The organism is Pseudomonas cremoris (assembly GCF_014230465.1).
On record NZ_JAAXCY010000006.1, the window covers coordinates 357,576 to 384,274 of the forward strand.

Annotated in this window: 27 protein-coding genes, 1 other RNA gene and 1 pseudogene; 12 read left to right on the plus strand and 17 right to left on the minus strand. The window is 61.0% G+C overall.

Going from position 1 to position 26,699, the window contains the following annotated elements:
- The first annotated feature begins 106 nt into the window (after positions 1 to 106).
- A complete protein-coding gene (locus HF257_RS17660; RefSeq protein WP_185709801.1) occupies positions 107 to 763 on the plus strand; it encodes a gamma-glutamylcyclotransferase in 657 nt (218 codons plus the stop codon).
- Here HF257_RS17660 and glpT read toward each other — a convergent pair.
- From glpT to HF257_RS17675, 3 genes are all read right to left on the minus strand, one after another.
- A complete protein-coding gene (gene glpT, locus HF257_RS17665) occupies positions 760 to 2,097 on the minus strand; it encodes a glycerol-3-phosphate transporter (RefSeq protein ID WP_185709800.1) in 1,338 nt (445 codons plus the stop codon). The two genes, HF257_RS17660 and glpT, sit on opposite strands and share 4 nt — an antisense overlap.
- 156 nt (positions 2,098 to 2,253) lie before the next feature.
- A complete protein-coding gene (locus tag HF257_RS17670) occupies positions 2,254 to 2,853 on the minus strand; it encodes a flagellar basal body-associated protein FliL (protein WP_185709799.1) in 600 nt (199 codons plus the stop codon).
- A 76-nt stretch (positions 2,854 to 2,929) separates the two neighbouring features.
- Entirely contained in the window at positions 2,930 to 3,907 is a 978-nt protein-coding gene (locus HF257_RS17675) for an NADPH:quinone oxidoreductase family protein (RefSeq protein ID WP_185709798.1), read from the minus strand.
- Positions 3,908 to 4,057: 150 nt separating this feature from the next.
- Here HF257_RS17675 and HF257_RS17680 point away from each other — a divergent pair, with 150 nt between their 5' ends.
- Positions 4,058 to 4,465, plus strand: a complete 408-nt coding sequence (locus HF257_RS17680; protein WP_185709797.1) for a flagellar basal body-associated protein FliL — start codon at positions 4,058 to 4,060, stop codon at positions 4,463 to 4,465.
- Positions 4,466 to 4,574: 109 nt separating this feature from the next.
- Here HF257_RS17680 and HF257_RS17685 read toward each other — a convergent pair whose 3' ends face one another.
- The 4 genes from HF257_RS17685 to HF257_RS17700 all read right to left on the minus strand — a co-directional run bounded on the left by HF257_RS17685 (position 4,575) and on the right by HF257_RS17700 (position 9,964).
- Positions 4,575 to 5,693: an ABC transporter permease gene (locus tag HF257_RS17685; protein WP_185709796.1), complete on the minus strand. Its 1,119-nt coding sequence runs from the start codon at positions 5,691 to 5,693 to the stop codon at positions 4,575 to 4,577.
- Positions 5,693 to 8,410, minus strand: a complete 2,718-nt coding sequence (gene rbbA, locus HF257_RS17690) for a ribosome-associated ATPase/putative transporter RbbA (protein WP_185709795.1) — start codon at positions 8,408 to 8,410, stop codon at positions 5,693 to 5,695. Before rbbA ends, HF257_RS17685 begins: the two co-directional genes overlap by 1 nt.
- On the minus strand, positions 8,407 to 9,372 hold the full coding sequence (locus tag HF257_RS17695) for an HlyD family secretion protein (protein WP_185709794.1): 966 nt from the start codon (positions 9,370 to 9,372) through the stop codon (positions 8,407 to 8,409). The genes rbbA and HF257_RS17695 overlap by 4 nt, the downstream gene beginning before the upstream one ends.
- A 142-nt stretch (positions 9,373 to 9,514) precedes the next feature.
- Positions 9,515 to 9,964: an EVE domain-containing protein gene (locus HF257_RS17700; protein WP_185709793.1), complete on the minus strand. Its 450-nt coding sequence runs from the start codon at positions 9,962 to 9,964 to the stop codon at positions 9,515 to 9,517.
- Positions 9,965 to 10,159: 195 nt separating this feature from the next.
- Between HF257_RS17700 and HF257_RS17705 the strand changes: the two genes are divergently transcribed.
- On the plus strand, positions 10,160 to 10,309 hold the full coding sequence (locus tag HF257_RS17705; protein WP_010207387.1) for a hypothetical protein: 150 nt from the start codon (positions 10,160 to 10,162) through the stop codon (positions 10,307 to 10,309).
- Between the two features lie 7 nt (positions 10,310 to 10,316).
- On the opposite strand, the gene HF257_RS17710 is transcribed toward HF257_RS17705, so the two are convergent.
- The 4 genes from HF257_RS17710 to HF257_RS17725 form a co-directional block, all read right to left on the minus strand.
- Positions 10,317 to 10,946: a 5-formyltetrahydrofolate cyclo-ligase gene (locus HF257_RS17710; RefSeq protein WP_185709831.1), complete on the minus strand. Its 630-nt coding sequence runs from the start codon at positions 10,944 to 10,946 to the stop codon at positions 10,317 to 10,319.
- A gap of 58 nt (positions 10,947 to 11,004) precedes the next feature.
- Positions 11,005 to 11,183: non-coding RNA, 6S RNA (gene ssrS / locus HF257_RS17715), on the minus strand.
- Positions 11,184 to 11,213: 30 nt separating this feature from the next.
- Entirely contained in the window at positions 11,214 to 11,531 is a 318-nt protein-coding gene (locus HF257_RS17720; protein WP_003176812.1) for a cell division protein ZapA, read from the minus strand.
- Entirely contained in the window at positions 11,528 to 11,737 is a 210-nt protein-coding gene (locus HF257_RS17725) for a TIGR02449 family protein (RefSeq protein WP_007982902.1), read from the minus strand. The genes HF257_RS17720 and HF257_RS17725 overlap by 4 nt, the downstream gene beginning before the upstream one ends.
- A 138-nt stretch (positions 11,738 to 11,875) precedes the next feature.
- Here HF257_RS17725 and HF257_RS17730 point away from each other — a divergent pair, with 138 nt between their 5' ends.
- From HF257_RS17730 to gcvH, 9 genes are all read left to right on the plus strand, one after another.
- On the plus strand, positions 11,876 to 12,433 hold the full coding sequence (locus HF257_RS17730; protein ID WP_105521187.1) for a YecA/YgfB family protein: 558 nt from the start codon (positions 11,876 to 11,878) through the stop codon (positions 12,431 to 12,433).
- A gap of 20 nt (positions 12,434 to 12,453) precedes the next feature.
- The gene (pepP, locus tag HF257_RS17735) at positions 12,454 to 13,776 is read left to right on the plus strand and encodes a Xaa-Pro aminopeptidase (RefSeq protein WP_185709792.1); all 1,323 of its coding nucleotides are present in this window, start codon (positions 12,454 to 12,456) and stop codon (positions 13,774 to 13,776) included.
- Positions 13,773 to 14,960: a 2-octaprenyl-6-methoxyphenyl hydroxylase gene (ubiH, locus tag HF257_RS17740; RefSeq protein ID WP_185709791.1), complete on the plus strand. Its 1,188-nt coding sequence runs from the start codon at positions 13,773 to 13,775 to the stop codon at positions 14,958 to 14,960. Before pepP ends, ubiH begins: the two co-directional genes overlap by 4 nt.
- Positions 14,953 to 15,438: a DUF4442 domain-containing protein gene (locus HF257_RS17745; protein WP_185709790.1), complete on the plus strand. Its 486-nt coding sequence runs from the start codon at positions 14,953 to 14,955 to the stop codon at positions 15,436 to 15,438. Before ubiH ends, HF257_RS17745 begins: the two co-directional genes overlap by 8 nt.
- A gap of 9 nt (positions 15,439 to 15,447) precedes the next feature.
- Complete coding sequence (locus HF257_RS17750) at positions 15,448 to 16,665, plus strand: 2-octaprenyl-3-methyl-6-methoxy-1,4-benzoquinol hydroxylase (protein ID WP_185709830.1); 1,218 nt, start codon at positions 15,448 to 15,450, stop codon at positions 16,663 to 16,665.
- 162 nt (positions 16,666 to 16,827) lie between these two features.
- Positions 16,828 to 17,832 (plus strand): extracellular solute-binding protein, encoded by a 1,005-nt coding sequence (locus HF257_RS17755; protein WP_185709789.1) that lies wholly within the window; start codon positions 16,828 to 16,830, stop codon positions 17,830 to 17,832.
- A 164-nt stretch (positions 17,833 to 17,996) separates the two neighbouring features.
- A complete protein-coding gene (locus HF257_RS17760; protein ID WP_185709788.1) occupies positions 17,997 to 19,613 on the plus strand; it encodes an ABC transporter permease in 1,617 nt (538 codons plus the stop codon).
- A gap of 156 nt (positions 19,614 to 19,769) precedes the next feature.
- Positions 19,770 to 20,852 carry a glycine cleavage system aminomethyltransferase GcvT gene (gene gcvT, locus HF257_RS17765; protein WP_185709787.1) on the plus strand — a complete coding sequence of 361 codons (1,083 nt, stop codon included), beginning with the start codon at positions 19,770 to 19,772 and terminating at the stop codon, positions 20,850 to 20,852.
- 53 nt (positions 20,853 to 20,905) lie between these two features.
- Positions 20,906 to 21,289 carry a glycine cleavage system protein GcvH gene (gene gcvH / locus HF257_RS17770; RefSeq protein WP_185709786.1) on the plus strand — a complete coding sequence of 128 codons (384 nt, stop codon included), beginning with the start codon at positions 20,906 to 20,908 and terminating at the stop codon, positions 21,287 to 21,289.
- Positions 21,290 to 21,429: 140 nt separating this feature from the next.
- On the opposite strand, the gene HF257_RS17775 is transcribed toward gcvH, so the two are convergent.
- The 6 genes and pseudogenes from HF257_RS17775 to HF257_RS17800 form a co-directional block, all read right to left on the minus strand.
- On the minus strand, positions 21,430 to 22,572 hold the full coding sequence (locus HF257_RS17775) for a DegT/DnrJ/EryC1/StrS family aminotransferase (RefSeq protein ID WP_185709785.1): 1,143 nt from the start codon (positions 22,570 to 22,572) through the stop codon (positions 21,430 to 21,432).
- Between the two features lie 165 nt (positions 22,573 to 22,737).
- The gene (locus tag HF257_RS17780; RefSeq protein ID WP_003176799.1) at positions 22,738 to 23,052 is read right to left on the minus strand and encodes a DUF2388 domain-containing protein; all 315 of its coding nucleotides are present in this window, start codon (positions 23,050 to 23,052) and stop codon (positions 22,738 to 22,740) included.
- A 69-nt stretch (positions 23,053 to 23,121) separates the two neighbouring features.
- Positions 23,122 to 23,568 carry an NfeD family protein gene (locus HF257_RS17785; RefSeq protein ID WP_185709784.1) on the minus strand — a complete coding sequence of 149 codons (447 nt, stop codon included), beginning with the start codon at positions 23,566 to 23,568 and terminating at the stop codon, positions 23,122 to 23,124.
- A gap of 4 nt (positions 23,569 to 23,572) precedes the next feature.
- The gene (locus HF257_RS17790) at positions 23,573 to 24,493 is read right to left on the minus strand and encodes an SPFH domain-containing protein (RefSeq protein WP_105521176.1); all 921 of its coding nucleotides are present in this window, start codon (positions 24,491 to 24,493) and stop codon (positions 23,573 to 23,575) included.
- A gap of 76 nt (positions 24,494 to 24,569) precedes the next feature.
- Positions 24,570 to 26,249: pseudogene (locus tag HF257_RS17795) on the minus strand (GspE/PulE family protein).
- A gap of 81 nt (positions 26,250 to 26,330) precedes the next feature.
- Positions 26,331 to 26,669, minus strand: coding sequence for a hypothetical protein (locus HF257_RS17800; RefSeq protein ID WP_185709782.1), 339 nt, complete (start codon positions 26,667 to 26,669; stop codon positions 26,331 to 26,333).
- Positions 26,670 to 26,699 lie beyond the last annotated feature (30 nt).

The window sequence follows — 26,699 nt, forward strand, 5'->3', positions numbered from 1 at the left end:
CTTTTAAGGTATTTAATTCGGGCACATCAGTGTGTTCCATTGCGCTAAAGTTACTCACAACCCGTAATAACTCCCGCAGACACGAAGGAGACCTCAGCGATCCGCCATGACTGTTATTGAATCCGATCTTATGCAACTGGCTTACCCTCCGCGACTCGATCTGGGGCCGCAACTCACTCACGAACAATTGATGAGCTCGATGCAGGCCACCATGGGTCGGCACAAGGGGGGGCCGGTCTGGCTGTTTGCTTATGGATCGCTCATCTGGCGCCCGGAATGTTCGTCCACCCAGCGCGTGCGGGCGCGGGTGCATGGTTATCACCGGGGCCTGTACCTGTGGTCTCACGAGCACCGGGGCACGCCGGAATTACCGGGGTTGGTCTTCGGCCTGGATCGCGGCGGCTCTTGCAGCGGGTTCGCCTACCGCCTGCCGGAAGATCAATTGGAAGCCTCGCTGTACGCACTGTGGTGCCGCGAAATGCCATATCCCTCCTACCGGCCGCATTGGCTCAGTTGCCGTCTTGAAGATGGCACCCAGGTGCAGGCGTTGGGGTTTGTGTTGGAGCGGCATTTGCCCAGCTACGCGGGTAACTTGCCCGACCAGGTATTGAACCATGTGCTGGAGAGCGCTTGCGGGCGCTACGGCACCACTCGCGATTATGTCGAGCAGACCGTTAACGCCCTGCGTAGCCACGCCATGCCAGATAAAAACCTGGAGGCGCGGCTCAAGCGTTGTGCGAAGGGCTGTTCAGGCGGCGATTAACGCGCCGCGCTGACGCTGTTGGTGTGCCACAGCGTAGGGATCAGGAACGCGATTGCCAGCAGACACGCGCCCACTAGCAGCACAAAGCCGCCGTCCCAGCCAAAGTGGTCCACGGTGTAGCCCATGGCTGCACTCGCCGCCACCGAGCCGCCCAGGTAACCGAACAGGCCAGTAAAACCCGCGGCAGTACCGGCGGCTTTCTTCGGTGCCAGCTCCAATGCCTGCAGGCCGATCAGCATCACCGGGCCGTAGATCAAGAAGCCGATGGAGAACAGCGCGATCATGTCGACCATCGGGTTGCCCGGCGGGTTGAGCCAGTACACCAGGGTCGCCACGGTCACCAGGGCCATGAACACCACGCCGGTCAGGCCGCGGTTGCCACGGAAGATCTTGTCCGACATCCAGCCGCACAGCAGCGTGCCCGGAATGCCTGCCCACTCGTAGAAGAAGTACGCCCACGAGGTTTTATCCACGTCGAAGTGCTTGGCTTCCTTGAGGTAGGTCGGCGCCCAGTCCAGCACGCCGTAGCGCAGCAAGTAGACGAACACGTTCGCGAAGGCGATGTACCACAGCATTTTGTTGCGCAGCACGTACTTGACGAAGATTTCCTTGGCGCTGAACTCTTCTTCGTGGCTGGCGTTGTAGCCTTCTGGGTAGTCGTTCTTGTATTGCTCGATCGGCGGCAGACCCACCGACTGCGGGGTATCGCGCATGGTGATGAAGGCAAACGCCGCCACCAGCAAGGCAACGGTGGCCGGCACGTAGAACGCCGCATGCCAGTCGTTGAACCACGCCATGCCGAGCAAGAACAGCGGGCCGATCAGGCCACCACCGACGTTATGCGCCACGTTCCATACCGACACCACGCCGCCGCGTTCTTTCTGCGACCACCAGTGCACCATGGTCCGCCCGCTTGGCGGCCAGCCCATGCCCTGGGCCCAGCCGTTGATGAACAGCAAAATGAACATCATGGTCACGCTGGACGTTGCCCAAGGTGCGAAACCGAAAATGAACATCACCCCCGCCGACACCAGCAGGCCGAAGGTCAGGAAGTAGCGCGGGTTGGAGCGGTCGGACACCAGGCCCATGAGGAACTTGGACAAGCCGTACGCAATTGCGATGGCCGACATCGCCAGGCCCAGTTCGCCACGGGTATAACCCTCGTCGATCAAGTAGGGCATGGCCAGGGAGAAGTTTTTGCGCAGCAGGTAGTACCCGGCGTAACCAAAGAAAATACCGGCGAAGATCTGCCAGCGCAGGCGTCGGTAGGTACTGTCTATTTTTTCTTCAGGCAGGGGCGCCTGGTGTGCGGCAGGACGAAAGAAAGCAAACATTCAAGAACTCCAAATTTCTTGTTTTGACTGCGGATGCGAATGTTACAGTTTCGTTACCGAAAATAGCATCGCCTCTTATCTGCAAGCACAAGAAATGAGAGCAATCGCATGTTCTTTTACGAACATGTCGCTTAGGGGTAATTCGAGGACGTTTTATTAACGCAGCGAAGCGATATCGCCGGGGAGCAGATGCTCCTGGACTTTCTGGCTGCGGGACTCGATCAGTTGGCCCTGCTCATCAAAGCGCAACACGATCAGCCAGTCATACACGCTTTCCGGCCATTTCGGCAGGCCGGTCAAGGCTGGGCCGTCGCCGCCGAACGCGGCGATCAACTTATCGATATGCCCATGGTGCCAGGCGATCAGCACCGTTTGCGCCTGGTTGGACTTGCGCAACGATTTGACCAGCTTGTCGACTTCATTGTCGGCATACGGCTGCTCGATGGGCAGTTGCAGGCGTTGCGACAGCGGTGTGAGTGTCAGGCGCGGGCGTGAACTGTCCTTGCTGTCGCTGGTTGCGATCAACCGTTGCGGTACCACAGAGACGCCATTGAGCTGCAGCGGGTCGAAATAACTCGCATACGCCGCTGCGCGCTGTTCGCCACGGGCATTGAGCAGCGGGCCTTGGGCGGGTTTTTCGGCGTGGCGCACGATCAACACCGTGACATTGCTGAGGCCGAGGGCTTCGTCCTTTTTATGGGCACATGCTTGTACCGACAGCAGCATCAACATGCCCAACAGCAACGTCTTGACCATAACCCTTCCTGCCTGTGAATAAGTGCCTGGGCGCGATCATGCACCCAGGCACTGCGTGGGCAAAATGAAACTACGGTCAGCGTAGCTGAACCACCACCTTGCCGACGGCTTTGCGTTGGCCGAGGTCGTTGATCGCCTGGGCGGCGTGTTCCAGCGGGTAAACCTGCGACACCAGCGGCTTCAACTTGCCTTCGGCAAACCAGCCAAACAGCTGTGCGAAGTTCGCCGCGTTGTCCTGGGGCTGGCGCTGGGCGAACGAGCCCCAGAACACGCCCACTACCGCCGCACCCTTGAGCAACGCCAGGTTCACGGGCAGCTCCGGGATGCGCCCACTGGCAAACCCGACCACCAGCAAGCGCCCATTCCAGGCGATGCTGCGGATGGCCTGGTCAAACAGGTCGCCACCGACAGGGTCATAGATCACATCGGCACCGTTGCCGTCGGTGAGGCGTTTGATCTCGTCTTTCAGGTTGGTTTCGCTGTAGTTGATCAACTCGTCGGCACCGGCCGCCTTGGCCACTGCGAGTTTGTCGGCACTGCTGGCGGCGGCAATCACGCGGGCGCCCATGGCCTTGCCGATTTCCACGGCAGCCAGGCCCACGCCGCCCGAGGCGCCGAGTACCAGCAGGGTTTCGCCGGGTTGCAGGTTGGCGCGTTGTTTCAGCGCGTGCATGGAGGTGCCGTAGGTCATGCTGAAGGCGGCGGCGGTGTTGAAATCCATGCTGGGCGGGATCGGCAGCACGTTGTAGCCCGGTACTGCAACCTGCTCGGCAAAGCTGCCCCAGCCGGTCAGGGCCATGACCCGGTCACCGACTTTCAGGTGGCTGACCTTTTCGCCCACTTCATGGATGACCCCCGCAGCCTCGCCACCTGGCGAGAACGGGAAAGGGGGCTTGAACTGATACTTGCCTTCGATAATCAGCGTGTCGGGAAAGTTGACCCCGGCGGCATGCACGTCCAGCAGGATTTCGTTCTTCTTGATCGCTGGGCTCTCGATCTCTTCCAGCACCAGGGTTTCGGCGGGGCCGAAGGCTTTGCACAGCACAGCTTTCATCGGACTATTCCTTTTGGCGTCGTGGCCGATAAGTGTAGGAGGGTACGCTCGTGGGTCAACGAGCATGCCCAGGCCTGATAAGCCGCCATAAGCTTGTGCTCAGCCTTGCTAGCGTTATGCTACCGGGCAACCGAATTTGAGGAATGAACTGTGAAAGCGTGGATCCTGTTGATGCTGGCCCTGACCTTGCCGATGGCAGCCCAGGCCGAAGAAGCCAAAGAAGGCGAGGCGCCGAAGATCAGCTATATCAGCCTCAGCCCGCCGTTCGTGGGTAACTACGGCCTGGACGGCACGGCGAAACTCAAGGTGTTCAAAGCCGACATCGCCCTGCGCGTGACCGGCCCCGAAGCAGCCACTGCCGTCAAAGCCAACGACGCGCTGATCCGCAACCAACTGGTGGCGCTGTTCACCCAGCAGACCAACGAGACCATGAGCACGGTGGAAGGCAAGGAGAAACTGCGCCAGGAAGCCCTGAAGCAGACTCAGCAAGTGATGAACGACGAAACCGGCAAGCCGGTGGTGGAAGACCTGCTGTTCAACAACCTGATCATCCAGTAAACCAGCCGCTTCGCGCCATTCGCGAGCAAGCCCGCTCCCACATTTTGATGTGTGAACCCATTCAAAATGTGGGAGCGGGCTTGCTCGCGAAGACGGCCTAACAGGCACCTCAAGACGCCAAGCTCTTCCTGAACCGCCCCAACGCCACCAAGAAAAACACCAACCCAATCCCCGCCAGCGCCAGCAAGTCCGGCCACACCACGCTCACCCCCGCATCCCGAAACAGAATCGCCGCGCTCAGGCTCACAAAGTGCGTCGACGGCGACCCCTGCATCACCCATTGCAACCATTCGGGCATGCTGTCGAGCGGTGTACTGCCGCCTGACAACAGCAGCATCGGGATGATCACCGGGATCGCCAGTAAGCCGAACTGCGGCGTCGAACGCGCCAGCGTCGCGAGGAATATCCCCAAGGCCGTACTGGCAAACAGATACAGCGCTGTCACAAACAGGAACAGACTCAGCGACCCCGCCAGCGGCACGCCAAGCAACCCCTTCACCACCACTTCCAGCGACAGCCAGGTACACAGCACCACCACCAGCATGTTGCTCCAGATTTTCGCCAGCATGATCTCCAGCGCAGTCAGCGGCAGCACCAGCAAGTGATCGAGGGTGCCGTGCTCACGCTCGCGCAGCAGTGCGGTGCCGGTGAGCACGATGGCGAGGATGGTGATGTTGTTGACGATCTGGATCACCGCCAGGAACCAGCCGCCCTCCAGGTTGGTGTTGAACAGTGCGCGGGTGGTGAGCAGGGCGGGCGTGTTGCTGGCGGCGTCAGTTTGCCCGCTGTAGCGGAGTAACTCGCGCTGGAAAATCCGCCCGATATAGCCTGCGCCCATAAACGCTTGGCTCATCGCCGTCGCGTCCACGTTCACCTGCACGTCGGGCTGGCGGCCAGCCAGCAAGTCAGCCTGGAAGTTCGCCGGCACGTTGATCACGAAGGTGTACTCGCCGCTGTCCATGACCTTGTCCAACTGGTCATAGGCCAAGGGCGCTGGCGTTTGAAACTCAGGCGGTTGCAGGGCTTCGGCCATTTGCCGCGAGAGCGCACTGTGGTCTTCATCGACAAACGCCACGCTGGCGTTGTGCACCCCGATCACCGAGCCGGCCGCAGGCATATAGATGGCCACGGTGAATGCGTAGAACAGAAACAGCAGTAGAACGCTGTCGTGGCGAAGGCTGGTCAGTTCCTTGAGACCCAGCCGCAGAATGTGCGCGAACTTATGCATCAGGCCTCCTGCTTCTTGAGCATGATCAGGCTCAAACCGGTAAACCCGACGAAAAACCCGAACAGCGCCAGGCATTGCGGCCACAGTTGGCGTAGGTCCAGGGCCTTGGTGAAGGTGCCCACTGCAATATCCAGGAAGTGCCCCGCCGGAAACAGCGTGCCCATCAATGCGGCTGCGCCTTCCAGTGACGAACGCGGCACGATCAGCCCGGAGAACTGGATGGTCGGCAGGCTGGTGATGATCATGGTGCCGAGGATCGCCGCGATCTGCGTGCGGGTGAACGCGGAAATCAACAGGCCCATGCTGGTCGTGGCCAGTACGTACAGCAGGCCGCCGAACGCCAGCGTCACACCGCTGCCCTTGAACGGCACGCCGAACAGCCAGCGGTTCATCGCCACCAGCAGTGCCAGGTTGACCAGGCTGACGGCTAGATACGGCGCCTGTTTACCCAGCAGGAATTCCAGGCGCGTCAAGGGCGTGGCGTAGAAGTTGGTGATCGACCCCAGCTCCTTCTCACGCACGATGCCCAGCGCGGTGAGCATTGCCGGGATGAACGCCAGGATCAGCGCCATGACCCCCGGGCCGATGGCGTTTACGCTGACCACGTCCTGGTTGTAGCGAAAGCGTGTTTCCAGCTTGGCCGCAGCCTGACTGCTCTGCGGTCGACTGCTCAATTCGGCCAGTTGCTGAAGATTGCCCTGGTGCACGGCTTCCACATAGTTACGGCTGGTCTCTGCGCGAAACGGCATGCCGCCATCGAGCCACGCAGCCACGGTGGGTTGGCGCCCCGCGTACAGATCGCGGCCAAAGCCTGGCGGAATCTCCAGGGCCAGTTTGATCTCCGAGCGTTGCAAGCGCCGGTGCAGTTCGTTGGCGTCGCGGATGGCCGGTTGCTCGGCGAAATAACGTGAGCTGCGAAAGGCTTCCAGGTAGGCGCGGCTTTGCGGGGTCTGGTCCTGGTCGTACACGGCGAAGGCGAGCTTTTCCACATCCAGGGAAATGCCGTAGCCAAAAATCACCATCATGAACAGCGCCCCAAGCAGAGCGAAGGCCATGCGCACTTTGTCCCGCAGCAGTTCCTTGCTTTCGCGGCTGGCCACTGCCAACAAGCGGGCCACGCTGAAACCGCGCTTGCTCTCCGGCGGTGCAGTCACTTCGCTGACGGTAGCCGAAGGCGCGCTGGGCTCGGGCTCGCCTTGGGCCTGTTCCAGGCAGGTCACAAATGCAGCTTCAAGCGTATCGCCATGGAATTGCTGTTGCAGCGCGTCCGGCGTGTCGCACGCCAGCACCTCTCCCGCATGCATCAAGGAGATGCGGTCGCAGCGCTGGGCTTCGTTCATAAAGTGGGTGGACAGAAAGATTGTCACGCCTTGTTCGCGGGACAGCTCGATCAGCAGCCGCCAGAAGTCATCCCGCGCTGCCGGGTCTACGCCCGAGGTGGGCTCATCGAGGATCAGCACTTCCGGGCGATGCAGCACCGCCACGGCCAGTGACAAACGCTGGCGCAGGCCGAGGGGCAACTCGCCAGAGGGTTGTTCGGCGACCTCACCGAGATCGAAGCGCTGGATCAGTTCATCAATGCGCGGGCCGCTGTCGGCCTTGGGCAAGTCGAACAGTTGCGCATGCAGCACCAGGTTCTGGCGCACGCTGAGCTCGCCATACAGCGAGAAGCTTTGCGACATGAAACCCACGCGCTTGCGGGTGGCCAGGTCCTTGGCGTTCACCGGATTGCCCAGCAGCTTCGCACTGCCCTCAGTGGCCGGCATGAGGCCAGTGAGCACCTTCATGGTGGTGGTCTTGCCGCAGCCGTTGGAGCCGAGGAAGCCAAAAATCTCGCCTCGGCCAATGGCGAAGCTGACCTTGTTGACCGCTGTGAAATCGCCAAAGCGCAGGGTCAGGTCGTGGGCTTCGATGGCGATATCGGTGGTGTCGCTTTCACGCGGTGGGATCACCAGCGGCTGGTTGTTGTGGGCGCTGTCGCCCTGGAAGTGGGTGAACGCTTCATCCAGTTTGCCACTGGGTGTTACCGCTGCCAGTTCACTGCTCAAGCCGTCGGCGATCAGTTTGCCGCGGTCGAGCATCAGGCAGTGTTCGAATTGCTCGGCCTCTTCCATGTAGGCCGTCGCCACCAGCAGCGTCAGTTGCGGGCGCTCCTGGCGTACGCTTTCTACCAGCTCCCAGAAGCGCCGGCGTGACAGCGGGTCGACGCCGGTGGTGGGCTCGTCGAGGATCAACAGGTCCGGGTCGTGGATCAGTGCGCAGCACAGGCCGAGTTTTTGTTTCATGCCGCCGGAAAGCTTGCCCGCCGGGCGTTCGGCAAAGCGTGCGAGGTCGGTGGCCAGCAGCAGGTTGTGCATGCGCTGGTCACAGTCGTCCTTTGACAAACCAAACAGCGTGGCGAAGAAGCGGATGTTTTCGCTGATGGACAGTTCGGGGTACAGGTTGCCGCCCAGGCCTTGCGGCATGAAGGCGATGCGCGGGTACAGGCTGTTGCGGTGGCGGCGGTCGTCGATGGCGCCGCCCAGAACATCCAGTTGGCCGTCCTGCAGCTTTTTAACCCCGGCGATCAACCCCAACAGGCTCGACTTGCCCGCGCCATCCGGGCCGATCAACCCGCAGCGCGTGCCGGCCGGCAGGCTGAAGCTGATATCGAGCAGTGCCTGTTGCTTGCCGTAGCGGTGGTTGATCCCGGTGGCGTGCAGCGCCAGGCCGGTCATTGCAGGTTGGCCGGCCAGTCGATGTCAGCCGTGCGCACGTAGCCAGCGCCGGGCATGCCGGGTTTGGCTTGGGGCACGGCGCTGGGTTGGGTCAGCCGCAGTTTGACGCGGAACACCAGTTTCTGGCGTTCGTCGCGGGTTTCCACTTCTTTAGGGGTGAACTGCGATTTGGCAGCGACAAAGCTGATCTTGGCCGGCAGCGGCTGTTGGGGCAGTGCGTCGAGCAGGATGCGCGCGTCGCTGCCAACGGTCAGGCGACCGGTGACGGAAGCGGGCAAGTAGAGGTTCATGTACTGGTCATTGGGGTCGATCAGCAGCAGCACGCGTCCACCGGCGCCGAGTACTTCGCCGGGCTCGGCCAAGCGTAGTTGGATGATCCCGTCGATAGGCGCGCGCAGGCTGCTGTCGTCGATTTCGCTGGTGAGTTGGGCCACTTGGGCCTGGGCCGCACCGATGGCCGCCTTGACCGAGTTGACTTGGGCTTGAGCTGCGATCACGGCGGCGTTGCCGGTGTTCTGCCGAGCCTGCTGCTGGTCGATCAACTGGCTGCTGGCGAAGCCGCGCTTGTACAGCTCCTGGGTGCGCTTGAGTTCCTGGTTGGCCAGCAGTTGCTCACTCTGGCGCAGTTGCACGTTGGCTTCGGCGGCGGCGAAGTTTTCCTTGGCGCGCAGCACTTCGGCTTCGGCCTGGGCGCGCTGGGCTTCCAGGGTGCGGGTGTCCATGCGTGCGAGCAGTTGGCCCTTGAGCACCTTGTCGCCTTCGTCTACGCGCACTTCGGCCAGACGCCCGGGGATCTTGGCGGCGATCTGCACTTCGGTGGATTCCAGGCGGCCATTGCCCATGCTCAGGCCTTCGGGCAGGCGATCCTGGGTGGAGCGCCAGTAACCGAAGCCGCCGGCACCCAACAACAGGGCGATCAATGCGAAGGCGAAAAGGCGTGAGGCGTGGTGGTTCGTCGACATGGCGGCTTCCTGCGGCATTAGCGTCCTAGTTTGACCGGTCAGCGCCCGAAGGCGGTTGATGCCGGTCAAATGAAGCGCAAGCCTAACCCGACTGGCGCACAGATGCATGCGTCAGGCGCGTGACCGCCGGGTTCTGTCGTTATTAACGCAGGGCGAGTACTGCCGCCCACTGCTCTGCGGTCACCGGCATCACCGAGAGTCGGCTGCCTTTTTGCACCAAGGGCAGTTCGGCGAGTGCCGTTTGTTGTTTCAGGTAGCCCAGGCCCAGCACCTTGGGGAAGGTTGCAACGTGGGCCACATCGATGGCGCTCCACGGGTTTTTCTCTGGGCTGGCCTTGGCGTCGAAATAGTGGCTTTGCGGCTCAAGGGCGGTGGGGTCCGGGTACGCTGCCTTGATGATTTTCCCGATGCCGGCGATACCGGGCTCCGGGCAACTGGAGTGGTAGAAGAAAAACTCGTCACCTTCGGCCATGGCCCGCAAAAAGTTGCGCGCCTGATAATTGCGTACGCCGTCCCAACGGGCTTCGCCAAGCTTTTCCAGGCCCTGGATCGAGAGTTCGTCGGGCTCGGATTTCATCAGCCAGTAGGCCATTTTTGGTCTCCTGAAAAAGGCAGTGGGCAAGTTGTCTGGCAATTTTATGACAAACCGACAGTCGGTTGGCGCCAAGGTTTGCGTGTTGGTTCACGTTACCGCAGAATGCCGGCTTTTAAAGCTTGACGCAGCTGCAACGGACTACTTTGGAACGTTGTTGTCATCGTGTACGAGGTGCCTGAAGGGGGGCAATCGATGCAACGTAAACCGGATTTACTATGGATTTTGGTTATTTTGTTTGGTCTGGGCGTCGTGACCACCGGGTATGCGCAAAGCTTGTGGTCGAACAAGACCGATGCGCCGGTCGAACTGGCTCAGCAGCAGCCGCAACCGTTCAAGCGTTAACCCTTCTTCAAGACGCCGCTTTTTCCAGCGGCGTTTGCGCGACATACCACTGCTTATCGGTGACGGTGCCTGCCAACGGCACATCCCAGCTCGCCTGTACCAGCCGTTCGACTTTCTGACATTCATGGGCCAGGCCCAACAGCGTCGGCTTGCGCCAGCTTTGGCGGCGCGCCAGGTAAGCGAGGCTGCGATCGTAGAAACCGCCGCCCATCCCTAAGCGTCCGCCCGCATCATCGAACCCCACCAATGGCAGCAGCACCAGGTCCAGCGCCCACACCTTGCGTTGCTGGCTGATATTGACCCGTGGCTCCAGGATACGAAAACGATTGGGCAGCAGCTTTTCCCCAGGCCGCACGCGTTGGAACACCATCTTGGTCCGTGGCCAGGCGCTGAGCACCGGCAGGTAGGTGGCCTTGCCCCGGCGCTGGGCAGCACGCAGCAGCAGGCGCGGATCGATTTCACCGTCCGTCGGTAGATACAGGGAAATGTGTTTGGCCCGGCGAAACAGCGGGTGCTGTGCCAGTTGCCGATACAGGCCAAGGGCGGCCTGGCGCTGCTCGCTCGGCGTGAGAGCACGGCGGGCTTTGCGCAACATGCGTCGAAGTTGCGGACGGGAAAGCGGCGCAGGTTCGGTCATGGTTTTTCGGCTCATAAAACAATGCCAGTCCTAAGACTGGCATTGAGTTTGGGAATTCAGGCTCCCCGACAGAGCCGCTGTCGACTTAGCCCTTGAACCCGAAAGTTCAAGGTGGAAGAAGCAGTAGGCTTTAAGGCTTTCCGTCTAGCGGACATGCACACCAGCCCAACGTGCAACTTCCAGGGTAGTGCGAATCGGCTCAGGGACATCGCCGACTGGCAAACACGCCAGGGAGTGGGGCGAGTATACCTTAAACAGTCGCGGCAATCAGCCCTTGGGTGCGTCTGAATCGCTGGAAAGCACCAAGTCCACACGTTCCAACAGGTCGCGCACCTGCTCGCGCGTCGAGCCGCTGGCCTGTACGTCAGGGCGTTCCTGCTTATGCAGCAAATCGTGGGTGATATTCAGCGCGGCCATCACGGCGATACGGTCGGCGCCGATCACTTTGCCGCTGCTGCGGATTTCACGCATCTTGCCATCCAGGTAACGGGCGGCGCTCACTAGGTTGTTGCGCTCTTCCTGGGGACAGATGATCGAATACTCTTTGTCGAGGATCTGCACGGTGACGCTATTGCTTGAACTCATGAGTCTTGCTCCAGGGCCTTCAGGCGCGAAATCATCGATTCGACCTTACGCCGGGCGATTTCGTTTTTTTCAATGAGGTGAGCGCGTTCCTCGCGCCAGGTCTTTTCCTGAGCTAATAGGAGTCCGTTTTGACTCTTAAGTTGCTCGACCCGAGTAATTAGCAATTCGAGTCTGGCCATCAGCGCTTGCAGGTCGGTGTCTTCCATTGGGTTCCACTGGATTTGTCTGATGAATGGCAACTTCAGGATAAACGATCTGACGCCCTTGATAGTCTTGGTACGTCTGCCGGTGCTAGGATACAGCGCTCCATTCTAGACATTGCGCCGTCTGGCGCCTAGCTCACCATGCCCATTCAGAACTCCCCGTACGACGCTTTTTCCAAACTGCTGAGCACCAGCGGCCACCCATGCTCGCCTGCCGAACTGCACGGCGTGTTGCTGGGCCGCAGCTGCACCGGCGTTGGCTTTGATGCCGACAACTGGCTGGCCGATGTGGCCGAGCTGCTGGAAAAAGAACCCGAAGACAACGTGCGCAACGCGCTGATCGGCCTGCAGGAAATGGTCAAGGGCGAGCTGACCGGTGATGACGTCACCGTAGTCCTGCTGCTGCCGACCGATGACGCGCCGCTCACCGAGCGTGCCGCCGCCCTGGGCCAGTGGTGCCAGGGTTTCCTCCACGGTTTCGGCGTCAACGCCGGCGGCCTGGAACTGAGCACCGACGCCAAGGAAGTGCTGCAGGACCTGGCAGCCATCTCCCAGGTGCAAGACGCCCTGGAAGAGTCCGAAGACGGTGAAGGCGACTACATGGAAGTCATGGAATACCTGCGCGTTGCGCCGCTGCTACTGTTCACCGAGACGCGCAAGTCCGCTGAACCTGCTGCGCCAAAGCCGTCGCTGCACTAAGTAAGGAAGCCCATCTGCCCATGATTCATATCCCCAGAGCGGAATACACCCGGCGTCGCAAGGCGCTCATGGCGCAGATGGAACCCAACAGCATCGCGATCCTGCCGGCCGCCGCCGTGGCGATCCGCAACCGTGATGTCGAGCACGTGTACCGCCAGGACAGCGACTTCCAGTACCTGAGCGGCTTCCCGGAACCGGAAGCGGTGATCGTGCTGATGCCCGGCCGCCTGCACGGCGAGTACGTGCTGTTCTGCCGCGAGCGCAATGCCGAACGCGAACTGTGGGACGGCTTGCGCGCCGGTACCGAAGGCGCGATCCGCGACTTTGGCGCCGACGACGCATTTCCCATCACCGATATCGACGACATCCTGCCCGGCCTCATCGAAGGCCGCGACCGGGTGTATTCGGCCATGGGCAGCAATGCCGAATTTGACCGTCACCTGATGGAGTGGATCAACGTGATCCGCTCTAAGGCGCACCTTGGCGCCCAGCCACCGAACGAATTCGTTGCCCTGGATCATCTGCTGCACGACATGCGCCTGTATAAATCGGCGGCAGAAGTGAAGGTGATGCGCGAGGCTGCGCGAATCTCCTGTGCCGCCCATGTACGGGCGATGCAGGCCAGTCGTGCGGGGTTGCATGAGTTCAGCCTCGAAGCCGAGCTGGACTACGAATTCCGCAAGGGCGGCGCGAAAATGCCGGCCTACGGCTCCATCGTCGCCGCCGGACGCAACAGCTGCATCCTGCATTACCAGCAGAATGACGCGGTGCTCAAGGACGGTGACCTGGTGCTGATCGACGCCGGTTGCGAGATCGACTGCTATGCCAGCGATATCACCCGCACCTGGCCGGTCAACGGCAGGTTTTCGCCGGAGCAGAAGGCGATCTATGAAATTGTGCTGGCTTCCCAGGAAGCCGCCTTTGCCGAGATCGCCCCGGACAAGCATTGGAACCAGGCTCACGAAGCGACGGTGCAAGTCATCACCGCCGGGCTGGTCAAGCTGGGTTTGTTGCAGGGCGACGTCGACGAGTTGATCGCCAACGAAGCCTACAAAGCCTTCTACATGCACCGCGCCGGCCACTGGCTGGGCATGGATGTGCATGACGTGGGCGAGTACAAGGTGGGCGGTGAATGGCGGGTGCTGGAAGTTGGCATGGCGTTGACCGTGGAGCCGGGCATCTACATCGCACCGGACAACCAGAACGTGGCAAAGAAATGGCGTGGCATTGGCGTACGCATCGAGGACGACGTGGTAGTGACCAAGCAAGGCTGTGAAATCCTGACCGGCGGTGTACCCAAGGCGGTTGCCGAGATCGAAGCGCTGATGGCGGCTGCTCGATGAGCCGCGTCAATCTGGCCATTATCGGTGGTGGCCTGGTAGGCGCCAGCCTGGCGCTGGCGTTGCAGGCCGGGGCCAAGGCCCGGGGCTGGAAGATCGTGCTGATCGAGCCGTTCGCCCCGGGTGACAGCTACCAACCGAGCTACGATGCGCGCTCATCCGCGCTGTCCTACGGCGCCAAGCAGATTTATCAGCGCCTGGGCCTGTGGCAGGCCATCTCCCACCGCGCCGAGCCGATCAAGCAGATTCACGTGTCGGACCGTGGGCGTTTCTCCACCGCACGGTTGTCTGCCATGGAAGAGGGCGTGCCGGCCTTGGGTTATGTGGTGGAAAACGCCTGGCTCGGCCAATGCCTGTGGCAGGGCCTGGACAAGGACGTGGTCAGCTGGCGCTGCCCGGCCGAGGTCACGCGCATGGAACCGCTGCCCGATGGCTATCGCCTGACCCTCAACGATGAAACCGTGCTGGAGTGCGACCTTGCAGTTCTGGCTGACGGCGGCCGCTCCGGCCTGCGCGAGCAACTGGGTATTGGCGTGAAAACCCGCCCGTACAACCAGAGCGCGCTGATCGCCAACATCACCCCGAGCGAAGCCCACAACGGCGAAGCCTTCGAGCGCTTTACCGACGACGGCCCGATGGCGTTGCTGCCGCTGCCGGATAACCGTTGTGCACTGGTGTGGACACGTATCGGCATGGACGCCCAGCGCCTGGCCAACCTTGACGAGCGCGCCTTTCTCAGCGAATTGCAGGGCGTGTTCGGCTACCGCCTGGGCACGCTGAAACAAGTGGGTGCACGTCACCTGTATCCGCTGACCCTGGTGGAAGCCGAAGAACAAGTACGCTCGCACCTGGCGATCCTCGGCAACGCCGCCCACAGCCTGCACCCGATTGCCGGACAGGGTTTCAACCTGTCCCTGCGCGATGCGAATGCCTTGGCCGAGGCCCTGCTGGCCGGGCCTGCGGTGCCCGGCGACTTGGCAACGCTGCAAAGCTATCGCGAGCGCCAGCGCCTCGACCAAAAACTGACCGTAGGCTTTTCCGACCAGGTCACACGGCTGTTTGGCAGCGCCCAACCGTTGGTCGCGCTAGGCCGCAACATGGGCCTGCTGGGGCTGGACTTGTTGCCGCCGGCCAAGCGTTGGTTCGCCCGTCAGGCCATGGGCCTGGGCACGCGCCCCGATGCGTAACTGGCTGACCCAGCGCTTGGGCAAGGCGCGGTTGTTGCGTTGGTTCCTGACCTTGTACCCGCCGTACCTCGGCGCGGGCGTGCGGGTACAGGAACTCAGTGCGGATTTTCGCCATGTGAAAGTGCGCATGGGCCTGGGCTGGTACAACCGCAATTACGTCGGCACGCAGTTTGGCGGCAGCCTGTATTCGATGGTCGACCCGTTCTACATGCTGCTGTTGATGGAGAACCTGGGGCGCGACTACATCGTCTGGGACAAGGCCGCGAGCATTGATTTCATTTCGCCGGGCAGAGGCCCGGTGTACGCCGAATTTTCTATCGACGATGCCTTGCTGGACGAGATTCGCAGACAGACCGAAGGTGGTGACAAGTACCTGCCCCACCTCAAGGTACAGATTCATGACGGCTCCGGCACCCTGGTGGCGCGTGTCGACAAAACCCTTTACGTGCGGCGCAAGCCGCCAGCGAGACAGGCTTAAAGCATGGACATGCGCGCAGATGTGCTGATTGTCGGGGCCGGAATGGTCGGAAGCGCCTTGGCGCTGGCGTTGCAGGGCAGTGGCCTGCAGGTGCTGCTGCTCGACGGCAGCCCGCTGAGCGTCAAGCCGTTCGACCGTGACGCAGCGTTCGAACCCCGCGTAAGCGCCTTGTCGGCCGCCAGCCAGCGCATCCTGGAGCGTCTTGGCGTGTGGGACGGCATCGTCGAACGGCGCGCCAGCCCGTACGGCGAAATGCAGGTGTGGGACGGCAGTGGCACCGGGCAGATCCACTTTTCAGCCGCCAGTGTGCACGCCGAAGTGTTGGGGCATATCGTCGAGAACCGCGTGGTTCAAGACGCCTTGCTTGATCGCCTGCACGACTGCGACCTGGGCCTGCTGGCCAACGCACGCCTGGAGCAGATGCGCCGCTCCGGCGACGACTGGCTGCTGACCCTGGCCGATGGCCGCAAGCTGCGTGCACCGCTGGTGGTGGCGGCCGACGGCGCCAACTCCGCCGTGCGCCGCCTGACCGGCACCGCAACCCGCGAATGGGATTACCTGCATAACGCCATCGTTACTAGCGTACGCAGCAGCCAGCCGCACCAGCGCACGGCGTGGCAGAGGTTTACCGACACCGGCCCGCTGGCGTTTTTGCCGCTGGTGCGCGATGGGCAGGAGGATTGGTGTTCGATCGTCTGGTCGACCACGCCGGCTGAGTCGGAGCGCTTGATGGCGCTGGATGATGAACGCTTCTGCCGTGAACTGGAACGCGCCTTTGAAGGGCGACTGGGGACGGTGATCAGCGCCGATCCACGTGTTTGCGTGCCATTGCGTCAACGTCACGCCAAGCGCTACGTGGCCGAAGGCCTGGCGTTGATCGGCGACGCCGCCCACGTGATTCATCCTTTGGCCGGGCAGGGTGTGAACCTGGGCTTCCTGGATGCGGCGACCTTGGCAGAGGTGCTGTTGTCGGCAGCCGAACGCGGCGAGCGCCTGGCGGATGTGAAAGTACTGAGCCGCTACGAGCGTCGGCGCATGCCCCACAACCTGGCGTTGATGGCGGCGATGGAAGGGTTTGAGCGGTTGTTCCAGGCCGACCAATTGCCGCTGCGCTGGTTGCGCAACGCCGGCTTGAAGCTGGTTGATCAGATGCCCGAAGCCAAGGCGGTGTTCGTGCGACAAGCCCTCGGCCTGTCTGGCGATCTCCCTGACCTGGCAAAACCCTAAGTTTGAAAAGCGTTCACCTGTGGGAGCCGGGCTTGCCCGCGATGGGGCCGTCAGTCCCACCGCAAAAACAGCCCATGCAACATCTGGTAACGCCTCCACCGAGCGTTACCAAATGTGAGTCCTTATCATTTGCTCTCTTTTTGCAAATGAGAGACCGCACCCATGTTGGCACCCAAGCGCCTCCTGACTGCCCTGGCACTCACCCTTATCGGCAGCACCACCGCGCAGGCGGCCGACGAAGTCGTGGTCTACTCATCGCGCATCGACGAACTGATCAAGCCGGTATTCGACGCCTACACCCAGAAGACCGGCGTCCAGATCAAGTTCATCACCGACAAGGAAGCCCCGCTGATGCAGCGCATCAAGGCCGAGGGCGAAAACGCCACCGCTGACCTGTTGCTCACCGTCGATGCTGGCAACCTGTGGCAGGCCGAGCAAATGGGCATCCTGCAACCGTTCACCTCCCCGGTGATCGACAAGAATATTCCCCTGCAATATCGCTCCTCGAGCCACGCCTGGACCGGCTTGAGCCTGCGTGCACGGACCATCGCCTATTCCACCGATCGCGTAAAACCGGGTGACCTCACCACCTACGAAGCGCTGGCCGACAAACAGTGGGAAGGCCGCCTGTGCCTGCGTACCGCGAAGAAGGTCTACAACCAGTCGCTGACCGCCACCCTGATCGAAACCCATGGCGCGGCCAAGACCGAAGAAATCGTCAAGGGATGGGTCAACAACCTGTCTACCGATGTGTTCTCGGATGACATCGCAGTGCTGGAAGCGATCAATGCCGGGCAGTGCGACGTGGGCATCGTCAATACCTACTACTACGGCCGCTTGCACAAGCAGAACCCAAACCTGGCAGTGAAGCTGTTCTGGCCGAACCAGGGCGACCGTGGCGTGCATGTGAACCTGTCGGGCATCGGCCTGACGAAGAATGCGCCGCACCCGGAAGCGGCCAAGGCATTGGTGGAGTGGATGACCACGCCTGAGGCGCAGAAGATCTTTGCCGATGTGAACCAAGAGTTCCCGGCCAACCCTGCCGTACCGCCGTCAGCCGAAGTGGCGACGTGGGGCAAGTTCGTGGCAGACACCCTGCCGGTGGAAGTGGCGGGTAAGCGCCAGGCCGAGGCGATCCGCTTGATGGATCGCGCCGGCTGGAACTAAGTACAATCTACAGGGCGCCGCAGATCTAAATGTGGGAGCGGGCTTGCTCGCGAAGGCGGTGTATCAGTCGATAAATAGGTGACTGATACACCGCCTTCGCGAGCAAGCCCGCTCCCACATTGGTTAGTGGTGACTTCAAGATACCCTTTCACTGAGAACTGACTTTGGCCCACCCCGCTCAACGCCGCTGGTACCTGCCGGTGTTCACCGTCGCCGCCCTGGTGCTACTGCCGCTGAGCGTGCTGCTGCTGTCCTGGCAAAGCATCGATGCGCAAATCTGGTCCCATCTCTGGGAAACCCAGATGCCACGCTTGCTGGGCAACACCCTGACCCTGGTGCTGGGCGTGGGCGTCGGCGTGACCTTGCTCGGCGTGAGCCTGGCCTGGCTTACCAGCCTCTGCGAATTCCCCGGGCGGCGCTGGCTCGATTGGGCGCTGATGCTGCCTTTTGCGATCCCCGCTTATGTACTGGCCTTTGTATTTGTCGGCCTGTTGGACTTTGCGGGCCCGGTGCAAACCCTGCTGCGTGAATGGTTTGGCACAAGCCTGCGTTTGCCACGTGTGCGCTCTACCAGCGGTGTGATCATCGTCTTGGTGCTGGTGTTTTATCCCTACGTCTACCTGCTGGCGCGTACCGCGTTCCTGGCGCAGGGCAAAGGCTTGATGGAAGCTGCACGGGTGCTCGGGCAATCGCCGTGGCAGGCGTTCTGGCGCGTAGCCCTGCCGATGGCGCGGCCGGCGATTGGGGCGGGCGTGGCGCTGGCGTTGATGGAAACCCTGGCGGATTTCGGCGCGGTCTCGGTGTTCAATTTCGACACCTTCACCACCGCCATCTACAAGACCTGGTACGGCTTTTTCAGTCTGTCCAGCGCGGCCCAACTCGCCAGCCTGTTGCTGCTGGTGGTGATGCTGGTGCTGTATGGCGAGCGCCGCGCCCGTGGCGCCAGCCGCCCGAGCAATGAACGGCCACGGGGCAAGGCGCTGTATCACCTGCGCGGTTTCAAGGCGGTAGCGGCCAGCACTTGGTGCGGTTTGGTATTCGCCTGTGCCTTTGTCATCCCGATGCTGCAACTGGTCGCCTGGTTCTGGCAACGTGGTCGCTTCGATCTGGATGAGCGCTATTCGGGCCTGATCCTCCACACCCTCTACCTGGGCGGTATTGCAGCCCTTATCACCGTCAGCGTGGCGCTGGTGCTGGCGTTTGCCAACCGCCTGGCACCCACACGGGCAATCCGCTCTGGCATTAGCCTGGCCAATGTTGGTTACGCTTTGCCGGGCTCAGTGCTGGCTGTGTCGATCATGTTGGCATTCAGCTACCTGGATCGAGAGCTGGTAGTGCCGCTGTCAGGTTGGCTCGGCGGGGCGGGCAAGCCGTTGCTGCTGGGCAGTCTGTCAGCGCTGGTGCTGGCGTATCTGGTGCGCTTCCTGGCGGTGGCCTATGGACCGCTGGAAAACAGCCTGGCGCGAATCCGCCCATCGTTGCCGGAGGCCGCGCGCAGTCTTGGTGTGAGCGGACCGCGACTGTTTTGCAAAGTGTATCTGCCGTTGTTGCTGCCGGGGACGCTGAGCGCAGCGCTGCTAGTCTTTGTCGATGTGCTCAAGGAAATGCCCGCAACCCTGCTGATGCGCCCGTTCGGCTGGGACACCCTGGCGGTTCGCATCTTTGAAATGACCAGTGAAGGCGAGTGGGCGCGGGCCTCATTGCCGGCGTTGACCCTGGTGTTGGTAGGCCTGCTGCCAGTGATCGGGCTGATTCGACGCTCCGCACGGCAAATCGGTTAGGTGCCAGTCCTACGGCTTGCGGCTACAATGCGCGGCATTCGGTGCGCTCCGTCTTTCGGATCGGGTTGCTGCATGTGGCTGCAAGCCTTGTAAATCAAGGCGTCCAGCGCAAACAGCAACGCTGCGCACCTTCGCCAAGCCCGGAAGGAGAAACCCATGGGACAGCGTACGCCTCTGTATGACCTGCATCTCGCCCTCGGCGCGAAAATGGTCGATTTTGGCGGTTGGGATATGCCCCTGCATTACGGCTCTCAAGTTGAAGAACACCATCAGGTGCGACGCGACTGCGGGGTGTTCGATGTATCCCATATGACCGTGATCGATATCACAGGCCACCAGGCCAAGGAATGGCTCCAGCACTTGCTGGCCAATGATGTGGATCGCCTGCACAGCTGCGGCCGTGCGTTGTACAGCGCCATGCTCAACGAAAAGGGCGGCGTCGTGGATGACATGATCGTCTACCGCACCGACGCCGGTTACCGGTTGGTGGTCAATGCCGCCACCCGCGACCAGGACATGGCCTGGATGCAGGCGCAGCTGGGTAACTACCAGGTGCAACTGCACGAGCGACCCGAGTTGGCGATGCTGGCCATTCAGGGGCCCCATGCCCGGCAGAAGATCGCCGAGTTGGTCACCCAATCGCGCAGCACCCTGATTCACCAGCTCAAGCCTTTCGAGGGCCAGGCAGACGGTGACTGGTTTATCGCCCGCACCGGCTATACCGGTGAAGACGGCCTGGAAATTGTCCTTCCGGCCGATCAGGCGCCAGGCTTTTTCAACGATCTGGTGGGCGCGGGTATTTCGCCCATCGGTCTCGGCGCCCGCGACACCTTGCGTCTGGAAGCCGGAATGAACCTGTACGGCCAGGATATCCACCAGGAGGTTTCACCTCTGGCTGCCAATATGGCCTGGAGCATCGCGTGGGAACCTGCTGGGCGCAATTTCATCGGTCGCACTGCACTGGAAGCCGAACTGGCGGCGGGCGTGCAGTTCAAACTGGTAGGGTTGGTGCTGGAAGAGCGTGGGGTTTTACGCGCTCATCAGGTGGTTCGTATCGCCAATGTTGGCGAAGGAGAGATCACCAGTGGTAGTTTCTCTCCCACGCTGAGCAAATCCATTGCCTTGGCGCGCGTTCCGACGGCGACGGCCGACCGGGCCGAAGTGGAAATCCGCGGCAAGTGGTATCCGGTTCGAGTGGTCAAACCGACGTTCGTGCGCCATGGTAAAACCTTGATCTAACCTATTTCCGGCAGGCCAAAGGCCGCTGACATTTCTTCTTGAGGACACAGACTATGAGCGATATCCCTGCCGACCTGCGTTTTGCCGAAAGTCACGAATGGGCTCGTCTGGAAGCTGACGGCACCGTGACCGTCGGTATCTCCGACCATGCCCAGGAAGCGTTGGGTGATGTGGTGTTTGTTGAACTGACCGAAGTCGGCAACGTATTTGCTGCGGCTGATCAGGCCGGTGTGGTTGAGTCGGTGAAGGCTGCTTCGGATATCTACTCGCCAATTGCTGGCGAAGTGATTGCGGTCAACGATGCCCTGAGCGGCGAGCCTGAGCTGTTGAACTCCGACCCTTACGGTGCGTGGATCTTCAAGCTCAAGCCAAGCAACCCGGCTGACCTGGAAAAACTGCTCGATGCTGCTGGCTACAAAGCCGCCATCGGCGAGTAAACGCACGTCCCCTGTGGGAGTGCTTGTGTGGGAGCGGGCTTGCTCGCGAATGCGGAGTGTCAGTCACCGACTTTACTGACTGATCCACCGCATTCGTGAGCAAGCCCTCTCCCACATGTAACTGCACCAGCCTTCAATATTCAGCTCGTTTTCAGCACCGCTTTGACGGCTGCCACCGACCGCTCAACATCCGCCTCAGTCATCGCCGTAAACATCGGCAACGACACGATCAAACGCCCCACCTTCTCCGCAACAGGGAACATGCCTTCCTTGAACCCCTGTGCCCGATAAAGGCTCAGCAGGTGGATCGGCGGGTAGTGATAGCCAATGCCGACGCCATGGGCCTGCATCTGCTCCATGAAAGTAGCGCGGGCGGGCAAGCCGTCCTGACGCTCAGGCAGCACCAGTTGAAAGAGGTGCCAGTTGCTGTTTTCGAAATCCGCCGGCGGCAGTTGTGCGCCGTAGTGTTCTTCAAAATCGGCACCGAAGCATTTGAAGTAGTGACGCGCCAGGTTCTGGCGATGGGCAGTGATCTTCTCGATATGGGCAAACTGCCCTAGGCCGATGGCGGCGGCGATGTCCGTCATGTTGAACTTGCCACCCAGCACATCCACATCCAGGCCGTCGAAACCGGTGCGGGTCACGCCTTGCAGGCGATATTTCTCGGCCAGACGAGCTTCTTCGGCGTTGTTCAATACCAGGCAACCGCCTTCGGAAGAGGTGATGTTCTTGTTGGCCTGGAAACTGAACGACACGAAGTCGCCGGTGGCGCCGATACGCTCGCCATCCCAGCTCGATCCCAATGCCTGGGCGGCGTCTTCGATGATGCGCAGGTTGTACTTGTTGGCCAGCGCGTAAAGCATCGGCATGTCCAGGGGCAGGCCGGCCAGGTACACCGGAATGATCGCCTTGGTCCGTGGGGTGATCGCGGCTTCCACTTGGGCCAGGTCGATATTGCGGGTCACCGGATCGATATCGGCAAACACCGGCGTGGCGCCAACCTCCAGGATCACATTGGCCGTTGCGACCCAGGAGATCGGCGTGGTGATGACTTCATCCCCAGGCCCGATACCTGCGATGCGCAAGGCAATCTCCATGGTGCAGGTGCCCGAGTTGAACGTGCGCACCGGGCGCCCGCCAAAGTATTCCGACAGCTGAGCTTCGAATGCCTGCACTTTTGGCCCGCTGGTAATCCAGCCCGAGCGCAGTACATCGCCGACCGCCGAGATGGTGGCTTCATCGATGGTGGGTTTGGAGAACGGCAGAAAGGGCTGTTGGCTCATGACGACGAAGGCATCCGTTTCAGATTGGCGATGAGTAAAAGACGAATCAGTACCGGCATGGTTGCACGGCACGACTGAATATAGCCTGTCACCCGTGAATGAATCGTCATCGTGCAGACAAAAAAATGCCGCTTGGGAAAGCGGCATTTTTTAGAGCGTGTGGAATCACTCGGTAACAGCGTTTTTCGCGAGGATGGCGTTGGCCAGTTCCATGTCGGTGGCTTGCAGGCCAGGGTTGTCGGCCCGGACTTTCTGCATGGCGGCTTCCAGGTATGGGCCACGGATACCACCGTCGCTGGCAACAAAGCTGCCGGCGTCGTCCTGTGCAGCGACTACCAACTTGTGATCCTTGAAGGTCAGGTACGTCGAGCCAGTTGTGGCACCCGACGAGATGACGTTGCGCCAGAAACTGTCGGCCATCGCTGAACCGACAGGAAGGGAAAGCACAGCAAGGGTTGCGACAGCATATTTAAGACGCATGATGGGTGACTCCGGTTGGGTGATCTGTACTTTATGATTGTAGTTAGCCCAACCGAGTTCCATCGCCGACTAAACAGTTTCAACCTTCAAAACCGCGCCATTCTGACCAATCACCCGTACTTGAGCGCCTACAGGAGTGTCGGGGCCGGTGACGATCCAGACGCCATCACCTACTTTCACTTTGCCTCGGCCTTCGATAATGGCCTGATGCACCACAAAGGTGCGCCCGATCAACTCCGACCCTCGCTCGTTGAGCCCCGGCTGGTCACTGGCCTTGGCACTGCTGCGCTGGCGCTTCCACCAGTACACCGCGGTCAATATCGACAACACGGCGAACAGCAGCAGTTGCCATTCCAGTCCCAGGGGCGGAACCAGAAACTTGATCACGCCCACGGCGGCTGCGGCGATGCCCATCCACAGCAGGTAACCACCGGCGCCGAATACCTCAAGAATCAGCAACACCGTGCCCAGTGCCAGCCAATCCCAGAACGACAGGTGCTGCAGGAAGTCCCACATGGCTTCAGCCTTTCTTGCTGTCGAAGGTGGCCTTGACGATCTCGCCGATGCCGCCAACGGCACCAATCACCTGGCTGGCTTCCAGTGGCATCAGGATGACCTTGCTGTTGTTGGCCGACGCCAGCTTGCCCAGGGCGTCGATGTATTTTTGTGCGACGAAATAATTGACCGCCTGCACGTTGCCCGACGCAATGGCTTCCGACACCACCTGGGTGGCGCGGGCTTCGGCCTCGGCCTGACGCTCACGTGCTTCGGACTCCAGGAACGCAGCCTGACGGCTACCTTCCGCCTCAAGGATCTGCGCCTGTTTCTTACCCTCGGCGGTCAGGATCGCCGACGCGCGCAGGCCTTCTGCTTCGAGGATTTGTGCACGCTTGATCCGTTCGGCTTTCATCTGCCCGGACATGGCGGCCATCAGGTCGGCGGGCGGGCTGATGTCCTTGATCTCGATACGGGTGATCTTGATGCCCCACGGCGCGGTGGCTTCATCGACAGTGCGCAGCAGTTTTTCGTTGATACCGTCACGTTGGCTGAGCATGGCATCCAGTTCCATGGAGCCAAGCACGGTACGGATATTGGTTTGCAGGAGGTTGCGGATGGCGTGCTCGAGGTTGTTGACCTCGTAGGCGGCCTGGGCGGTGTTGACCACCTGGAAGAAGCACACGGCGTCGATCTGTACGGTGGCGTTGTCAGCGGTGATGACTTCCTGCGGCGGGATGTCCAGCACGCTTTCCATCACGTTGATCTTGCGACCGATGCGGTCCATGACCGGGATGATGATGTTCAGGCCGGGCTTGAGGGTGTTGGTATAGCGGCCGAAACGCTCGACGGTCCACTGGTAGCCCTGAGGTACCACCTTGAAGCCCATGAACAGGATGGCCACGGCCAAACCCACGAAAAGAAGCAGTACGGTTCCGATCTGCATAACGATTCCCTATCTAATGGTGTCAGTGAAGCGACGGTCGCCGATTGTAACGGTCTCGTCACGGATAAGAACGGTTTCACGCCCCGGTAATCAAAGCATTTGTTACTGAATCCCCAGGCGTTACTCGCAAGACCTCGGTCATCGTTGTCAGGCCGGCGTCAACCTTTTGTGCGCCGGCCATTCGCAGGCTGCACATGCCTTGCGCAACCGCTGCCTGACGCAGTAACTGCACATCCGTACCGGGGGTGATCAGTGCCTTGAGCGTCTCGTCCATGAGCATTATTTCGTAGACCCCTGCGCGCCCCTGATAACCGCTGTTACGGCACTCCACGCATCCGATGGCTTCATGGGCGGTGCCTGTTGCGCGCTTGCAATGGGGGCACAAGAGCCGCACCAAGCGCTGTGCCATCACTCCTATAAGCGTAGCTTTGATCTAATAATGAGCAATTCCCAGCTCCTGCAAACGGCTGATGGCACTGGGCGCGTCGTTGGTGTGCAGGGTCGAGAGCACCAAGTGCCCCGTCAGCGCGGCCTGAATTGCCATCTCGGCGGTTTCCTGGTCGCGTATTTCGCCGATCATGATGATGTCCGGGTCCTGGCGCAGCAGGGCGCGGATGCCGCTGGCAAAGCTCAGGTCGATATTGTGTTGCACCTGCATCTGGTTGAAGGCGGGCTCCACCATCTCGATAGGGTCCTCCACCGTGCACAGGTTGACCTCCCGGGTCGCCAGTTGCCTGAGCGTGGTGTAGAGGGTGCTGGTCTTGCCCGAACCAGTCGGGCCGGTGACGAGGATGATGCCGTTGGTTTGGCGCGTCATGGCGTGCCAACGCTGCTGGTCTTCACCGGACAAGCCCAACTCGTCGAAGCCCTTGAGCAGCACCTGTGGGTCAAAGATCCGCATCACCAGTTTTTCGCCGAATGCGGTGGGCAAAGTGGAAAGGCGCAATTCCACTTCCGCCCCTGCCGGGCTCTTGGTCTTGACCCGGCCGTCCTGGGGTTTGCGTTTTTCGGCCACGTTCATTCGCCCGAGGCTTTTCAGGCGGCTGACCACTGCCATCGTTACCTGGGGTGGAAACTGATAGACGTCATGCAGCAACCCATCAATCCGAAAGCGCACGCGGCCTTGTTCCCGACACGGTTCTATATGGATATCGCTTGCCCGTTGGCCGAAGGCGTATTGCAGCAACCAGTCGACGATATTGACGATATGCGCGTCGTTGGCATCCGGCTCCTGGTCGCTGGTACCTAAGTTGAGCAGTTCGAAATTGCCGGGCGCGGCGATCTTCTGGTCGGCGCCACTGACCGATTTGGCCAGCCGATAAAACTCGTCGATGTAGCGCCGAATAGCCTGGGGGTTGGCCACTACGCGTTTGATCGAACGCTTGAGCACCTGGGCCAGCCCGGCTTCCCAGGCGCTGACGTAGGGCTGGGCGCTGGCGATGGTAACGGTGTGGGTGTCCAGCGCGACCGCAAGAATGGCATGGCGTTGGGCGAACCCATGGGACATCAGCGGAACCACCGTGGCCACATCGATCTGCAATGGGTCGATACGCAGGTACGGTTGCCCCGCATGCTGGGCAAGCCATTGCGTCAGGGTTTCGAGGCAGACGTTATGGGCGGCGATGCATTCCAGCGGATGCTCAGTGTCCCTCGCCGGCAGCACCGACAAGCGTTTTGCAACATCAGCGGGTACCAGTCCGGCCTCGATCAAGGCGGGTAATAACGCCTGCAGTTCCAATCGTTGATCACTGGGCATCGAGTTTTCCTGGGGGGAGCGGACGTAGTCCCAGGCTAGCCAGCGCTTGGATTTCCTCCTCCCAGCGTGTATTGCAGGCTTTTACCGAGCAACCGCCAACATCTCCTCAGGTCCCACGGAATCAGCCGGCCACATCTCCAGCGAGCACACGCTGATCAGGTTTCTAATCTTTTCACCGATCACCTGGGCGCGGTGCCAACTGAGACCGTCCATCACGATATCGATGTTCATCAGGTCATCTTCCCGGTTCACCGCTACCTGCCGAGGTGTGAGGAATTGCAGGGCGAAATAGTTGAGTACCCGACACAGCACGTCCGGCTCTGCCTCGGCGACGATTTGGTAATGCGCCTGGCAGTGGGCGCTGTTGACGGCCCACGCATCGACGCGGGTCACGGAGAGAGTAGTTTCGACGGCATGCATGGGCGTTCTCCTGATTCGGTGGAGAAATTT